The following is a 14,971-nucleotide window of genomic DNA, read 5'->3' on the forward strand; positions in this document are numbered from 1 at the left end:
AGTCGCAGAATCACTTTCATTCTCTTTTATCCATCTATCTCATAATTAAAATTGATTCAGAATGACAATTAAGAGAGAAATTATGTATCAACTTATTATATTACTTTGTGTTTTTACGATAACTGCTTTCGCTCAATCACCTGAATTAATGTTGCTAGAAACATATAAAAATCAGAATATTGATGGTTGGGTGATGAGTGAGAAATTAGATGGTGTACGCGGTTATTGGGATGGAGAAAAACTTTACAGTAAGCAAGGCTTTGTACTTTCAGCTCCCACTTACTTTTTAGAAAAGTTTCCACCTTTTGCGATTGATGGTGAGCTGTTTTACCAAAGAAATCACTTTGAATTTATTTCGTCCATTGTTCGTTCTCAAGAAGATAAAGGTTGGCATCAGCTAAAATTATATGTGTTTGATGTACCAAACGCAAAAGGTAATTTATTTGAGCGGTTAGACACATTAAAACGTTATTTAGATGAAAATCCTACGCCTTATATCCAAATCATTGAGCAAATTCCTATTCAAAATAAAACGCACCTTGCCCAATTTTTACAAGAGATTGAGCGACAAAAAGGTGAAGGTGTAGTATTGCGGAATCCCAATGCTGGTTATGAAAGAAAACGTAGCCAGCAAATTTTGAAATTAAAGACCGCACTTGAAGAGGTTTGTAAGGTCGTTGCTCATCATAAAGGCAAAGGACAATTTGAAAATCATTTTGGTTCACTGACTTGTGAGAATCATTATGGACAATTCAAGATTGGTTCGGGATTTACATTGTCGGATCGAGCTAACCCACCACCAATTGGAACTGAGATTCGTTACAAATATCGAGGGTTGACGAATAAAGGGAAACCCAGATTTGCTACTTTCTTACGCTCATCTCAATCTTTATCCTCAAAGCGCAAATAAAAAATAAGGCGCTATCATTTAGCGCCCTTGTTTTCAATTAAGTTATCAATAAAGCTTATTCTTATAGACTGCGGCGAGCTGTCACCGCATTGGAAAGTGCTTCTAAAACAACTTCACTATCTTCCCAACCGATACAAGCATCTGTGATACTTTGTCCGTAAGTAAGTGCTTTGCCGTCCACAAGATCTTGACGCCCTTCCGTTAAATGGCTTTCAATCATCACACCAAAAATTTGCTTAGAGCCTTTTGAAATCTGCTCACATACAGATTGGCAAACGTCTAATTGTTTTTTAAACTGTTTGCAACTATTTGCATGGCTAAAATCAACCATTACGTGTGGAATCCGGCCGCTCTTTTGAATATCTGCACAAACAGCATTAATATCGTCCTCACTATAATTTGGACCTTGTTCACCACCGCGTAAAATAATGTGGCAATCCTCGTTTCCTTTGGTCGAAACAATCGCTGAATGACCAAATTTGGTCACTGATAAGAAATAATGTGGTGATTCCGCTGCCCCCATCGCATCTAAAGCAATTTTAACGCTACCGTTAGTGCCATTTTTAAATCCAACTGCACAAGAAAGCCCCGAGGCTAATTCGCGATGCACTTGTGATTCTGTTGTTCTCGCACCAATTGCCCCCCAGCTCATAAAATCTGCTAAATATTGTGGCGTAATCATATCTAAAAATTCACCTGCGGCTGGCACAGATAAATCGTTAATATCAGATAATAATTTACGTGCAATACGTAAACCTTCGTTTAATTCGAAAGTGCCATTTAAATGAGGATCGTTGATCAACCCTTTCCAGCCTACTGTTGTGCGTGGTTTTTCAAAATAAACACGCATAATAATTTCAAGAGTATCTTGGTATTTCTCACGCATTACCTTAATCCGTTTTGCATATTCCAATGCAGAAACAGGGTCATGAATAGAACAAGGACCAATAACAACTAACAAACGGTCATCTTTTTGGTGAATAATATTATGTGCCTTTTTACGGGTTTGTCTTACTACGTCAACTGCTACATCACTTGCTGGAAATTTTTCTAATAATGCCACTGGTGGTAAAACTTGTTCAATTTTATCAATTCTTGTGTCATCATTTTCAATATGAATTTCATTCTTATATTCAGTCATATTTTGCTCACTTACATCTATAAAAAAGTTAGACCTTAAGTTTTGTATTTCAATTAATTATATAAATCACTTAAGTGCGGTCAAATTTACCACAGGATTCTGCACTAGTAAACCAGTTCAATATCAGCTATTTTCGGTTTTTTAATGACTGCTCAAAACTTGTGCTGGTTCTAATTGTGCAGCACGATTTGCGGGGTATAAACTTGCCACCAAACTCAAAATCAGCGCAGCTAAAAAAACGATAATCACATCTTGCCAATGGAGTTCACTTGGTAAGAAATCAACGAAATAAATGCCGTCCGATAATAATTTTCGCCCCAACAACCATTCTATACCATGAATGATTTGGGTTAAATTGAGGGCGAGAATAATGCCTAAAAAGATGCCAATTAAACACCCTTTCATCCCTGCTTGCAAGCCATACCAAATAAAAATTTGTTTAATAAAGCGATTATTCGCACCAAGGGTTCGCATAATGGCAATATCGCCTTGCTTATCTTTTACAGCCATAATTAACGTTGAAATAATATTAAAACACGCTACACCAATCACGAGAACCATTGCAATATACATTACCGTACGAATTAATTGAATATCACGATACATATAACCAAATTTATTAATCCAATGTTGTGCATAGAGAGCTTGTGGATAATCCGATAACATCGGATATTCAAGTTGTCTTACTTCAAACGGATGTTTAACTTTGAGTTCTACTCCTGTCGCTTGTTCTGGTCTAAAGTTCAAAAACTGCTGTGCCTGTTCTAATGGTAACAACGCATAACTGTGATCTAACTGACCATCTAAACGTAAAATACCACTTACTTGGATACGATGCCTTGTCGGTTGAGAAAGCTGTTGTTCATCCGTAGTTTGAGAAATCAACAAACTCACCCAATCCCCTATGTTTACACCTAGCTCCTTTGCAATACCATAGCCTAAAATCAAACCACTCTTCTCATTAAAAGATTGCCATGCCTTGTCTAATACAAAGTTTCCAATTGAACTCACTTTATCTTGTGCTTGCTTTTCTACACCTTTAACTTGGACTACTTTTAACTTAGTACCATTTTCCACTAAGGCGGTAAAACTAACATAGGGGGATACCCCTATAATTTCACTATGACTCTCAAGTAAATATTTAAGCTTATGTTTAGATAGAATCACTCTCTCGCCTTTATGATTGGGATAAGCTGCAATTTCAGCATGAGGTACAACGGCAAGAATACGTTGATTAAGTTCACGCTCAAAACCATTCATTGCACTTAAGCCCACTATCAAAACTGCAACGCCAAGTGCGATACCAATACTTGAAAAAGTGGAAATTAAAGACACTAATCGATTTTTTTGTTTGCTACGTTGGTATCTCCAACTGATAAAAAACGGAGTATTCATCAGTTTTCCTCGTGTAAAACACCGTCTTGCATAATCAAGCGACGAGAAAGTTTTTCTGCCAAACTCAGATCATGTGTCACTAATAAAAAAGCAATATTTTGCTCTTGATTAAGATGTTGGATTAATTCAAAAATGCTTTCTGTGGTTTTACGATCAAGGTTTCCTGTTGGCTCATCCGCTAATACCAATGCAGGTTGATTGACCAAAGCACGAGCAATAGCAACACGCTGACGTTCACCTCCTGATAATGCAGATGGACGATGTGAAATTCGATGTGCTAAACCAACCGCACTTAGCATTTTTTCTGCTCTCGCTTGTGCTTCTACCTTGTTTTGTTTACCAATTAACATTGGCATCATTACATTTTCAAGTGCGGTAAAATCTGCCATTAAATGATGAAACTGATATACAAATCCTAAATATTGATTACGCAAACTTGCTAACTCATTAGCATTTGCTCTCTGTAAAGATTGCCTGTTAATAAATACTTCACCGCTAGTTGGTTGATCTAAACCACCTAAAGTGTGCAATAACGTACTTTTACCTGATCCTGAACTCCCAACAATAGCAACCAGCTCACCTGCGTTCATCGAAAATGACACATCTTTCAACACATGAGTTTGCAAGCTACCTTCTTGATAAAATTTATTAATATTCTGACAATGTAATAAATGCTGAGTCATTGATTATTCTACCTCGTTATTCATAACGCAACGCCTCTGCTGGCTCAATTTTGGCTGCGCGATATGCTGGATAAATAGTGGAAACTAAAGAAAGTAATAACGAAAAAATCACTATTGTCATTACTTGTATAAAGGATAAATCAGTTGGTAAAAACACTCCTTGTGGATTTACAATGTTCACTAATCGATCAAGATTGAGAGTCATAATTACGCCCAATATAGTTCCTATGATTGTCCCAACAATCCCGACAAGTAAACCTTGATAAATAAAAATTGACCGCACTTGTTTCTTAGTTAAACCTTGTGTTTGTAAAATTGCAATTTCACCTTGCTTATCCACCACCATTAAACTGAGTGAGGTAATAATATTAGACACCGCAACGACAATAATTAAGCTGATCAATAAGCCCATCATATTTTTTTCCATCCTTACGGCTTGGAAAAACTCACCTTTTTGAGCTCGCCAATCAAGAATTTTCCATTGTTCTACATTAAAGGAGTAAGGAAGCTCGTTAATCTGAAATGGATCAGATAAAAATAAACGATAGCCTTGTGCTTGCGTTGGAGCAATACGCATTAAACGGCCAATATCAGATAAATTAGCAAATGCTTGATAGCCTGAGGCTTCACTGTTTGAATAATAGATATCACTAATGGTGAACAGGCGCTGTACAGGCACGCGACCAAAAGGCGTGTATTGACTATTTTCAGTAATCATCACGCGCACTTTATCACCAATATTCAATTTAAGATTTTGCGCTAATTGACTACCAATAACTAGATTGAAACTACCTTGAGCTAAGATAGTTTCAAAGGAATCTTTAAGCACTTCAGATAATAAAGGATCATCTGATAATTGTTGTACGCCAATAACTTGCCCTGCACCTACTCCCGAACGAGTCTGTAAAATTACACCAGTTTGATTAACAGGTACTACTTTTTGCACAAAATCAGGTACATTTCTTAATTGTTCATTTACATTCACATTGCCTTCATTTGGCATTAAAATAGCGTGTGGAATATGAGACAGAACTTGTTTCTTCTGGTGTTGTTCTAAACCATTCATTACAGAAAGCACAATAATAAGTGCCATTACGCCAAGAGTGATACCGATGCTTGCCAAATTTGTCACAAGTCTGCCAAAACGATCCGCACTTTTGGCGCGCCAATAACGGAAGGCAATAAATAAAGGGACTGAAAATGTCATTTTTTCCTAGAAATCAACAATAAAAATATCGTGCTATTATTGCATAAACACTATACAACAACATCACGATATTTTATTAATTACGCATTTAATTCATCGTTTACAAAAGATTCGATATTTTGCGTTACTTTATTTACTAAAGTAGTAACTGCACTATCAGACGCCCAAGCAATATGAGGTGTTACAATCAAGTTTGGTAAACGCATCGCAGCTTGGATAATTGGATTGTCTCTTTGTGGTGGTTCTTTCACTAACACATCAACTGCTGCACCACCTAAATGACCACTGTCTAATGCATCAACCAATGCTTGTTCATCAACTAACGGCCCACGCCCCGTATTAATTAAATAGGCACCTTTTTTCATTAAGCTTAAAGTTTCTTTATTAATCAGGTTTTGTGTAGTTTCAGTTAATGGACAATGTAATGTCACGATATCAGCCTGCTTTAACACGTCTTCAAATGGAGTATAACCTTCACGACACATCGCTGCACCTTTATGTTCAGCATAAAGCACATTCATACCAAGTGCTGTCGCTAAACGACCAATTTCTGTGCCCAAACAACCTTTACCAATAACACCTAAGGTAGCCCCTTTTACATCCGTAATTGGATAATCGAAATAGCAAAATTGTTTGCTATCTGCCCATTTTGCTGAAAGCTGATCGCGATACCAGCTCATAATGCTGTGTTTTAACGCATAAATTAAACCAAGTACATGTTCTGGCACTGTAGTTGCTGAATAACCTGTCACATTTTTCACTGCAATACCAAGTTCTTTTGCTGCTACTAGATCCACATTGTTTGTACCAGTCGCTGTAATTGCAATCAGTTTGAGTTGGGGTAATTGTTGCATTACTTCGCGAGTAAATACGACTTTACTAGTCACCGCAATTTCTGCATCTTTCATACGCTCAATCACTTGATCTGCGGAGGTATATTCATATTCAATCCACTCATGTTCAAAACTTGGGCGAGGAACAGGAATATGTTTTGGAATAGCAGTACTATCAAGAAAAACAATTTTTAACATCTCTAACTCCTTTTTTGCAATGAATTTCTATTTTGTGCAATTTCTTTTCATATAGCAATATAAATTACACTTTTTATAAAAGTATAAGCATTAACCAATGTATAAAATTTTGATATTATATGTAGCTTTAATATGCTTGCCTAAAAATTGGCTATTATTTATGCCTTATGGCAATATTGATTCGATAACATTACATATTTAAAAAAGGAAAAGCACTTTATGCGTCACCTTGCTTACCGCCCAGAAATTGATGGACTACGAGCTCTTGCGATAATTTCTGTTCTTATTTTTCATTTGAATTCAAACTGGTTACCGGGCGGTTTTCTCGGTGTCGATATTTTCTTTGTAATCTCAGGTTTTTTAATCACCAAAATCATTACAAATGAGATTTTAGATAACCGCTTTTCCTATAAAAACTTTTATAACCGAAGAATTAAGCGGATTTACCCAGTTTTTATTCTTGTGATGGCAATGGTTTCTGTTTTTTCATCACTTATTTTCTTACGCCATGAAGCAGAACAATTACGTAAAACTATTGAGCTAGCAACCGTATTTTTTTCTAACTTTTACTTAGCCCATCGCCAAGGTTATTTTGATCTTAGTGCCAATGAAAACCCTGTTTTACATATTTGGTCTTTAGCTGTAGAAGAACAATATTATTTATTGTTCCCAATTTTTCTCACTCTGGCTTATAAAAAATGGAAAAATAAACAGACTTTCCTTTATGTAATTGTTGGATTGTTTATACTGTTTACCGCATCGTCTTTTATCCCAAACGAAGCATATAGCAAGGTGCTCTTGCATAATACTTATTATATTTCAAATATCCGTTTTCCAGAGCTATTAATTGGCTCATTCTTAGCTATTATTCCTACGCCACAAACACAGCAACATAACCACAGAGATTCATTCATTAGCCTCATTGCATTGTTTGGTATCGTAGCGTGCCTGGTATTTTTCCATAAAGAAATGAATTATTTACCAGGTATATCTTTGCTTATTCCCTGTGCATTTACCGCACTCTTAATTTATTTTTCTCAAACGGATAAGATCACAAAAGGCTTTTTCTCATTAAAACCAGTCGTATTCGTAGGTAAAATTTCTTATTCCTTATATTTATTCCACTGGGTATATATTGCCTTTGCGTATTACATTACAGGTGCAAAAGAACTCAATAACTCCATCATTATTGGGATCGTTGTGCTTTCATTTTTGTCATCAACATTAACTTATTATCTACTTGAACAACCTATTCGTAAATCTAACCTCACCTTCAAACAAGCATTCTTATTCTTATATCTCATTCCATCTCTAGCTGTGATTGGTTATAACCTCTCAATGCGTTCATCAATCAAAAAGGCGAAAGAACTATGGGAAACCTCAACAGCAAGTGTACAAGAAAAATTAGAAAATCATTACGAACCGAAAATTCTAACCATTGGTGATTCACACGCAGATCACCTATATCACTTCCTCAATTATGTGGGAAACAAAGAAGGGTGGAAAAGCAATATTCTCAACGTGGGCGAATGTATTTTATTTGTGAACAAAGAGGGACAGTTAAAAAATGCCCCTGAATGTACCCAATACTGGCAAAACATTGAAGATTATCCAGTAATCTTTATTTCAATGTTCTATGATATTAAGCGAGGTAATAAACCTGTACCACGTTTCTTACCAGAAAGTTTCGTTTTACCAAACTTTGATGAGGAATTCCGAGCAACTGTAGAATACCTAGCAAAAACAAAAAAAGTGTATGTGTTAGCCAATAATATGTCGACAACACGTTCCCCATTACGTGAATTCCGCTTAGCACGCTTTGGTATTGATAAATATTTAGAACCGATCCAAGAATTAGGCGATATTCGAGCCAGCAATGCACAAATTCGTAGCTTAATTGCAGATATTCCAAATGTGACTTGGATTGATGCACCGAAATACTTACCAAACGATTTATTCAAAGTGGAAGGTCAACCAATTTATGCTGACCAAGACCACTTTACTCACTTTGGTTCGTATTATTTAGGTAAACAATTCAGCCAACACGAACGTTTATTACCCCCTGAAGTTGTGCAAGAACTTTATCAAAAATAGACATCAATAATAAAAGTGCGGTAAAAATTTTGAATATTTTAACCGCACTTAACTTCCAAATCAGAGTTTTTATTTTTTATCTAGTTTTAATTTGATTTTCAAGTCATCCAACTTTTCTAATAAGAATTTCTTTTCAACAGGATCTTCTTCGTTTGTATAAGCTAGCTGATAATAATATAAGGCTTTCGATAAATCACTATATCCAAATACTTCTTCAGATTCATATAAACCTGCAATCGCAGCATAATCACCAATTGCCTCAAACTCCTTGAGTGCAAAATCCACATTTTTCTTTGTCCCCCACCCCATTAGTGAGAGTGTCGCTATCGTGTGTCTTGCTGGCTGTAAACCTTGATCTGCAGCTTTCTTGACCCAAGTAAAGCCTTTATCAAAATGCCCCCGATCTACATAATATAGCCCAACTTCATATTGTGATTTTGCATCATTTTGTTCCGCAGCTTGTAAAAACAATTTGAACGCTTGGTTATCATCATTCGGCAAATCGCCTTCTTGGTGCAAATAAGCTAAGTTTCTCATAGCACTTGGGTTGCCTAGCTTTACTGCCCGCTCATAAAGTGCGGTCGCCTTTTCAAGATTTTTCTCAGTACCATAAGCATTTTCATACATATAGCCTAAAGTATAAAGGTAGCTTGTATCACCGTTATCCACTTCACGCTGGATCAACTCAAGCGCTGTTTTGAAATACTTATGCGCAAGTTTTTCTCTTTCCTCTTGTGAAATTTGCTTTGTCTCGGGAGGTGTTGAGCGGCTACCATAAGCTAATTCATTCAGATGTGTGGTGGGATCACTACAATCTAATGCGCTAACCTCTTCAAATAATGCAATGACCTTGCCCTCATTCACATTATTTTGTCGACTTTGTTTATAAGGTAATTCAAATTGTGCTATGAACTGATCTTTCTCTATAGTATCCATTGCCAAAGCTACAAAAGGTGCCAATGAGGCACCTAATGTCAGAAAAAACAATGAAAAAGAATAAAGTCGTTTCATTCTTCTCTTTCCTATCAATTTCTTTCTTATTAATTTGATGTATCCAATTCTGGGAAACTTTTTACTAAATCATCAATCGCTTTCATTTGACTGACAAAACCTTCTAAAGCAGATAATGGTAAAGCGGATGGACCATCACATTTTGCTTGATTTGGATTTGGATGTGCTTCTAAAAATAAACCAGCTAACCCAATTGCAAGACCTGAACGAGCAAGTTCTGTCACTTGAGCACGACGACCGCCAGAAGCAGCCCCAAATGGATCACGACATTGTAATGAGTGAGTGACATCAAAAATCACAGGACAACCTTTTGACACTTTTTTCATAATACTGAAACCAAGCATATCCACAACGAGGTTGTCATAACCAAAGTTTGTACCACGATCACATAAAATCACTTTATCATTTCCACATTCTTCAATTTTCTCAACGATATTGCCCATTTGACTAGGACTTAAGAATTGTGGTTTTTTCACATTAATTATAGCACCAGTTTTCGCCATCGCTTCCACTAGATCAGTTTGACGTGCTAAAAACGCAGGGAGTTGAATAATATCAGCCACTTCTGCCACAGGTTGGCATTGATAAATTTCATGCACATCAGTGATAATTTTCACCCCAAAAGTGTCTTTTAACTCTTGGAAAATTTTTAGTCCTTTTTCCATTCCAGGACCACGATAAGAATGAATTGATGAGCGGTTAGCTTTATCAAAAGATGCCTTAAATACATAAGGAACACCTAATTTTTCTGTTACTTTAACATAAGCCTCACATACTTGCATTGCCATATCACGACTTTCTAACACGTTCATACCTCCAAATAATACGAACGGTTTATCGTTAGCAATTTCAATATCACCTAAGCGAATCACTTTATTATTCATTCTTGTTTCCTCTTTAATGAAGTAAATAAGTATCTTGTTGAAATTCTTCTACCTGATTTTTCAGTAAAAGAGCGGTTGGATCTTGTGGGCATTGATCAATAAAATATTCAAAATCTTCTTTTGCCACGTGGTAACAACCCATCTGTGCCAAAACTAAACCACGATCACGAATTTCATAAGGGTCTTCCGGACTATAACTGATTAAATGTGAAATATAGCGTAAGGCTTCACCATTACGTTCTTCTCTGATCAAGGCATTTTTGGCTAATTGACGGAAACGCCCAAGCAAATCGTTACATTCTGCCACAGCCAAAGTATCTGCCATAAATGGCACACCAAACCCCATTGCCCCCTCATACCAAGTATGCAACAGATCTTGTGAGATGTATTTGCCATCCCAAGGGTTAATAAAAGCTACTTCACCATCCACATCTGCACGCAAAACCAACTGTGTTGGGAAATTTACAGGATAAAGTGGTAAATCTAAACGCTCTGCCAAATACAACAAAATTGCCCCAAGGCTAACTGGCATACCACTACCAGTTTGCAAGACATAAGCTAAATCTAAATTATCAGCTAAATAATATTGTTCAGGATCGCAATAAAAACCCCATTCACCATAAAAAAGCTGCAACAATAAGTGGATTTTTTCTTTTTTATCCATTTCTTCAGGGATCATTTTACGCGCTTTTCGCACTAAATGCCCCATTAATGCTCGAATACGTATAGCCTCACCTTCTTGCTTCGATGTTAAATGATAGAAGGTGCACATTTCATCATATAATGCTTTTCTAATATATTTCATTCTTATTCCTCAATACTAGCTGAGGTCACTCGTTCATTATTGCCATAATCTTTCAATGTTTGCACTTGCTGCCAATTATTTTCTGTAAAAATCGACCGCACTTTCTCCCCTTGTAGCCAGCCGTGTTCTAATAATAAATAGCCTTGAGGTTTTAGAAATTGAGGTGCTTGCTCAATAATGTGACGTAAATCCGCATATCCTTCCTCTTCTGCCACTAAAGCAGATAAAGGCTCAAATCTCACATCCCCTTGTGTTAAATGGGAATCTTTTTCATCAATATAAGGAGGGTTACTCACAATCACATCAAATTTTATTGAGGGATCAAGTGCATCAAACCAAGAGCTTTGTAAAAAAGTGACCTCTAAATGATTGTATTTAGCATTTTCTCTCGCCAATTCAACTGCCTCAGCAATACGATCCACTGCCAAAATATTTAAATTTGCACCGCACTTTTGTGTCAACATTTTGAGTTCAGATGCTAATGCTAAGGCAATTGCCCCAGTGCCTGTGCCTAAATCTAAAATCGTCAGTTCACCAGAAAAGTAGGATGAGTTTAAACGCTGTTTTGCGATCTCTAGTGCTTGTTCAACTAAAATTTCTGTATCAGGACGAGGAATTAAAGTATGTTTAGATACCTTCAATGGCAACGACCAAAATTCTTTTTCCCCTAAAATATAAGCAATCGGTTCGCCTTTGGCACGGCGTGTTAAATATTTCTCAAGTTGTTTTAATTTATCCGCACTTAAATGCGTTTCTGGAAAAGCTAAAATATAGGCTCGTGTTTTCTGGGTAACTTCGCTCAATAAAACCATCGCATCAATTTTAGCATCATTCATTACCTCTGTTTCAGATAGCAATGTTGTTGCAAAATCAAGCCATTCTTTGTAGGTTTGTCCAATCATTTTTGTTACTGCAAATTCCTCACACACGATAGTAAGATTTCTAGTTATTTGACAATTTTCAATCCTTAAGACTCGGTCTCTCTCGTTGAACCGTAAATCAGATTCAATGCTTGATTTAGTTCTAATTCGACATTCTCTTGCCAATGTTAGTAATTTTACTCTACAGATTTATCCGTTGCTTGTTAAAAAAGGCAAAATACTGCCGTATTCTGCCTTGAGCTTTATTATGCTTGCTCTGATAATGCAGCGAGTTGGTCGGCTTGATACTCTGTAATAATAGGTTGAATTAGCTCATCAATTTTACCATTCATCACTTCATCTAAACGATACACCGTTAAGTTAATACGGTGATCAGTGACACGGCCTTGTGGATAGTTATAAGTACGAATTTTATCTGAACGGTCACCAGAACCTAATAAGTTACGGCGAGTATCAGCTTGTTGTTGTTCTTGACGTTCTTTCTCTGCTTGAACAATACGTGACGCTAACACAGATAATGCTTTTGCTTTATTTTTGTGTTGTGAACGCTCATCTTGGCATTCCACCACAATTCCCGTTGGAATGTGTGTAATACGTACCGCAGAATCCGTTGTATTAACGTGCTGACCACCCGCACCAGAAGAGCGATAAGTATCAATACGTAAATCTGATGGATTGATTTCAGGTAATTCAGATTCTGGCAACTCAGGCATTACAGCTACAGTACAAGCGGATGTGTGAATACGACCTTGTGATTCTGTTTTGGGTACACGCTGAACACGGTGACCGCCTGATTCAAACTTCAATTGACCATAAACACCTTCACCACTCACCTTCACGATGATTTCTTTGTAACCGCCTTGCTCGCTTTCATTCGCACTTAAAACCTCTATTCTCCAGCGTTTACCTTCTGCATAACGACTGTACATACGGAATAAATCACCCGCAAAAATACCAGCCTCATCACCTCCGGTTCCCGCTCGGATCTCTAAATAGCAGTTATATTCATCGTTTGGATCTTTTGGTAATAATAAAATCTGCAATTGTTGTTCAACTTGCTCAAGTTCTGCTTTGCATTCTTCAATTTCTTCTTGCGCCATTTCTTTCATACTTAAATCATCGAGTAATAATTGGGCTTCTTCTATATTACTATTTAATTGATTCCAACGTGCAAAGCATTTTACAACATCTTCTAATTGTGCATATTCTTTTGAGTAGGCTCTAAACTTTTCTTGATCGCTAATCACCGAAGCATCACCCAATAATGCCTCTAATTCTTCGTGTCTCTCTTTTAAACTGTCTAATTTACTAATAATTGAGGGTTTCATTTATTAACCTTACTAAATTAACAAAAATAAAATAAAAATCGTGCAATTCTAACATGTATTTAACGATAAATTACAAGAAATCTTCTTAAACGAACAAAATATGTAATAAAAAAGTCCTTAGAAATCTAAGGACTTTTTTACTTTAATCAAATGTGATTATCTGACTACAGATACGTTGAGAGTTGAACCGCCCACAATGCGAACTCGAGCACCAGGTACTAGGCTTGCATCATATTTTTGGACAACAACGATATCTTGACCATTGTCTTTTTTGATGGTCAGTTCTAAAGAATCAACTTGTGACATTTTTTCTTCAACTTTGCTACCAAGCACAGCGCCTGCAATTGCTCCAACAGTTGTTGCAATTACTTGACCACTTCCACCACCGATAGTTGAGCCAGCGACACCACCTAAGACACCGCCACCAACCGTACCAATAACACCTTGGTTATTTGCTTGGATTTTTACAGGACGGCTAGAAACGATCGTACCATAACTAACAGAACGTGCTTCTTTAGCTTGTGTACCTTCATATACATTACCGCTATAAATATCAGTATTTGCACAGCCTACTAAACCAAAGCTCATTAACATCGCTAACGCAAGAGTGATTTTTTTCATAATCAGTTACCTATATCAAATTATAAAGGTGATCTCGGGCTAAAAGTGGAAATATTTTTTAGTCCCTCGCTATTGTCAGTCACGCGTACGCACGCACCAACAACTAATGTAGAATCATATTTGTGTACCAATTGAATATTCTCAATTGGACCATCAGGACGTTCACAATCATTTTTACGGATAGTTAAATTTAGTTTCTCACCTTCATAAGAACTAAATAAAATTTCTCCACGATATCCGTTACCTTGATCATGATCATTATAATTTTTCGAACAGGCTGCTAGCCCTAAGCCCAAAATTGCTGTCAATGTTAAAATTGTTAATTTTTTCATCACTGCTAAACCTCAATGATTGTTTTTATGTTATATGGGTGCACCTTAATACAAGTATGATTTTGAGCTTTATCCCAAAAACTCACTGCAATTGACGGGTTAGGCAATTGCTCACCCTCAACCTTAGGTTCACTCACTTTGACCTTTAAATTATCTATTTTGTTCCATAAAAATAATTGATTAATGCGTTCTACCCAATTTTCAACACTCTCATTTGCTAAAAACGGCATCACAACCTCAATATGCTCCCAACTTTCAATTGGGTAATATTGATTATTTTTAGGGAATGGTAACTCGATAATATCGACTGATTGCCCAGTAAAAATAAATGGCTGATTTAATTTAATTAAATAAATAATTCTCCCATTGACGACATTATCGCTCAAAATTGTACCGTACTTTAATAGTAGTGTCAGCCAATATTTTGCCTTTTCTTCAGAGTTTACTCTTAGCGCTAAATGATCAATTTCATAATTTTCAAGGGATAATCCCATTGCCTTTGAAAGTTGCAGTATCTTTTGTTCAAACCCAAAGAAGTCCGCTAAAAGTGTAGTCTGATTAGCAAATAATGTGTGCGTTTGATTAAAAATCATCATTTTTTCCCGCTTTGACTTTTCTGAATGCGTAAAGAGCGGTATCATAACCGAC

15 protein-coding genes are annotated in these 14,971 nt (G+C 36.5%); 2 read left to right on the forward strand and 13 right to left on the reverse strand.

Going from position 1 to position 14,971, the window contains the following annotated elements:
• Nucleotides 1–82 precede the first annotated feature (82 nt).
• A complete protein-coding gene (locus tag CKV78_RS04380) occupies nucleotides 83–910 on the forward strand; it encodes a DNA ligase (protein WP_032855166.1) in 828 nt (275 codons plus the stop codon).
• A 61-nt stretch (nucleotides 911–971) separates the two neighbouring features.
• On the opposite strand, the gene aroG is transcribed toward CKV78_RS04380, so the two are convergent.
• The 5 genes from aroG to CKV78_RS04405 all read right to left on the reverse strand — a co-directional run bounded on the left by aroG (nucleotide 972) and on the right by CKV78_RS04405 (nucleotide 6,367).
• Nucleotides 972–2,051 carry a 3-deoxy-7-phosphoheptulonate synthase AroG gene (aroG, locus tag CKV78_RS04385; RefSeq protein ID WP_005762313.1) on the reverse strand — a complete coding sequence of 360 codons (1,080 nt, stop codon included), beginning with the start codon at nucleotides 2,049–2,051 and terminating at the stop codon, nucleotides 972–974.
• A gap of 141 nt (nucleotides 2,052–2,192) precedes the next feature.
• A complete protein-coding gene (gene lolE, locus CKV78_RS04390; RefSeq protein ID WP_005762315.1) occupies nucleotides 2,193–3,446 on the reverse strand; it encodes a lipoprotein-releasing ABC transporter permease subunit LolE in 1,254 nt (417 codons plus the stop codon).
• Nucleotides 3,446–4,129: a lipoprotein-releasing ABC transporter ATP-binding protein LolD gene (gene lolD / locus CKV78_RS04395; protein WP_005762316.1), complete on the reverse strand. Its 684-nt coding sequence runs from the start codon at nucleotides 4,127–4,129 to the stop codon at nucleotides 3,446–3,448. Before lolD ends, lolE begins: the two co-directional genes overlap by 1 nt.
• Before the next feature lie 16 nt (nucleotides 4,130–4,145).
• Nucleotides 4,146–5,336 carry a lipoprotein-releasing ABC transporter permease subunit gene (locus CKV78_RS04400; RefSeq protein ID WP_005762318.1) on the reverse strand — a complete coding sequence of 397 codons (1,191 nt, stop codon included), beginning with the start codon at nucleotides 5,334–5,336 and terminating at the stop codon, nucleotides 4,146–4,148.
• Nucleotides 5,337–5,416: 80 nt separating this feature from the next.
• Nucleotides 5,417–6,367 carry a 2-hydroxyacid dehydrogenase gene (locus CKV78_RS04405; RefSeq protein WP_005762319.1) on the reverse strand — a complete coding sequence of 317 codons (951 nt, stop codon included), beginning with the start codon at nucleotides 6,365–6,367 and terminating at the stop codon, nucleotides 5,417–5,419.
• A 219-nt stretch (nucleotides 6,368–6,586) separates the two neighbouring features.
• Here CKV78_RS04405 and CKV78_RS04410 point away from each other — a divergent pair, with 219 nt between their 5' ends.
• Nucleotides 6,587–8,461, forward strand: coding sequence for an acyltransferase family protein (locus tag CKV78_RS04410; RefSeq protein WP_005762320.1), 1,875 nt, complete (start codon nucleotides 6,587–6,589; stop codon nucleotides 8,459–8,461).
• 69 nt (nucleotides 8,462–8,530) lie between these two features.
• Here CKV78_RS04410 and CKV78_RS04415 read toward each other — a convergent pair whose 3' ends face one another.
• From CKV78_RS04415 to CKV78_RS04450, 8 genes are all read right to left on the reverse strand, one after another.
• Nucleotides 8,531–9,472, reverse strand: a complete 942-nt coding sequence (locus CKV78_RS04415) for a tetratricopeptide repeat protein (protein WP_005762321.1) — start codon at nucleotides 9,470–9,472, stop codon at nucleotides 8,531–8,533.
• Between the two features lie 29 nt (nucleotides 9,473–9,501).
• Complete coding sequence (gene kdsA, locus CKV78_RS04420) at nucleotides 9,502–10,356, reverse strand: 3-deoxy-8-phosphooctulonate synthase (RefSeq protein WP_005762322.1); 855 nt, start codon at nucleotides 10,354–10,356, stop codon at nucleotides 9,502–9,504.
• 13 nt (nucleotides 10,357–10,369) lie between these two features.
• Entirely contained in the window at nucleotides 10,370–11,161 is a 792-nt protein-coding gene (locus CKV78_RS04425; protein WP_005762324.1) for a SirB1 family protein, read from the reverse strand.
• 2 nt (nucleotides 11,162–11,163) lie between these two features.
• On the reverse strand, nucleotides 11,164–11,997 hold the full coding sequence (prmC, locus tag CKV78_RS04430) for a peptide chain release factor N(5)-glutamine methyltransferase (protein ID WP_231964017.1): 834 nt from the start codon (nucleotides 11,995–11,997) through the stop codon (nucleotides 11,164–11,166).
• 290 nt (nucleotides 11,998–12,287) lie between these two features.
• Complete coding sequence (gene prfA / locus CKV78_RS04435) at nucleotides 12,288–13,370, reverse strand: peptide chain release factor 1 (protein WP_005762327.1); 1,083 nt, start codon at nucleotides 13,368–13,370, stop codon at nucleotides 12,288–12,290.
• A 156-nt stretch (nucleotides 13,371–13,526) separates the two neighbouring features.
• Nucleotides 13,527–13,991 (reverse strand): outer membrane lipoprotein, encoded by a 465-nt coding sequence (locus CKV78_RS04440; RefSeq protein WP_005762328.1) that lies wholly within the window; start codon nucleotides 13,989–13,991, stop codon nucleotides 13,527–13,529.
• Nucleotides 13,992–14,011: 20 nt separating this feature from the next.
• The gene (locus CKV78_RS04445) at nucleotides 14,012–14,323 is read right to left on the reverse strand and encodes a hypothetical protein (RefSeq protein WP_005762329.1); all 312 of its coding nucleotides are present in this window, start codon (nucleotides 14,321–14,323) and stop codon (nucleotides 14,012–14,014) included.
• Between the two features lie 5 nt (nucleotides 14,324–14,328).
• Entirely contained in the window at nucleotides 14,329–14,919 is a 591-nt protein-coding gene (locus CKV78_RS04450; protein WP_032855169.1) for a VOC family protein, read from the reverse strand.
• Nucleotides 14,920–14,971: the final 52 nt, after the last annotated feature.

Origin of the sequence: Pasteurella dagmatis, assembly GCF_900186835.1 — a bacterium.
Classification (GTDB): domain Bacteria; phylum Pseudomonadota; class Gammaproteobacteria; order Enterobacterales; family Pasteurellaceae; genus Pasteurella; species Pasteurella dagmatis.

What these genes read in the sequence shown, in the direction of transcription:
- CKV78_RS04445 (WP_005762329.1), bottom strand. Translation starts at nt 14,323, where the DNA reads ATGAAAAAATTAACAATTTTAACATTGACAGCAATTTTGGGCTTAGGG.
- CKV78_RS04400 (WP_005762318.1), bottom strand. Translation starts at nt 5,336, where the DNA reads ATGACATTTTCAGTCCCTTTATTTATTGCCTTCCGTTATTGGCGCGCC.
- CKV78_RS04380 (WP_032855166.1), top strand. Translation starts at nt 83, where the DNA reads ATGTATCAACTTATTATATTACTTTGTGTTTTTACGATAACTGCTTTC.
- kdsA (WP_005762322.1), bottom strand. Translation starts at nt 10,356, where the DNA reads ATGAATAATAAAGTGATTCGCTTAGGTGATATTGAAATTGCTAACGAT.
- CKV78_RS04405 (WP_005762319.1), bottom strand. Translation starts at nt 6,367, where the DNA reads ATGTTAAAAATTGTTTTTCTTGATAGTACTGCTATTCCAAAACATATT.
- aroG (WP_005762313.1), bottom strand. Translation starts at nt 2,051, where the DNA reads ATGACTGAATATAAGAATGAAATTCATATTGAAAATGATGACACAAGA.
- lolD (WP_005762316.1), bottom strand. Translation starts at nt 4,129, where the DNA reads ATGACTCAGCATTTATTACATTGTCAGAATATTAATAAATTTTATCAA.
- CKV78_RS04410 (WP_005762320.1), top strand. Translation starts at nt 6,587, where the DNA reads ATGCGTCACCTTGCTTACCGCCCAGAAATTGATGGACTACGAGCTCTT.
- CKV78_RS04415 (WP_005762321.1), bottom strand. Translation starts at nt 9,472, where the DNA reads ATGAAACGACTTTATTCTTTTTCATTGTTTTTTCTGACATTAGGTGCC.
- lolE (WP_005762315.1), bottom strand. Translation starts at nt 3,446, where the DNA reads ATGAATACTCCGTTTTTTATCAGTTGGAGATACCAACGTAGCAAACAA.
- CKV78_RS04425 (WP_005762324.1), bottom strand. Translation starts at nt 11,161, where the DNA reads ATGAAATATATTAGAAAAGCATTATATGATGAAATGTGCACCTTCTAT.
- prmC (WP_231964017.1), bottom strand. Translation starts at nt 11,997, where the DNA reads ATGAATGATGCTAAAATTGATGCGATGGTTTTATTGAGCGAAGTTACC.
- prfA (WP_005762327.1), bottom strand. Translation starts at nt 13,370, where the DNA reads ATGAAACCCTCAATTATTAGTAAATTAGACAGTTTAAAAGAGAGACAC.
- CKV78_RS04440 (WP_005762328.1), bottom strand. Translation starts at nt 13,991, where the DNA reads ATGAAAAAAATCACTCTTGCGTTAGCGATGTTAATGAGCTTTGGTTTA.
- CKV78_RS04450 (WP_032855169.1), bottom strand. Translation starts at nt 14,919, where the DNA reads ATGATGATTTTTAATCAAACGCACACATTATTTGCTAATCAGACTACA.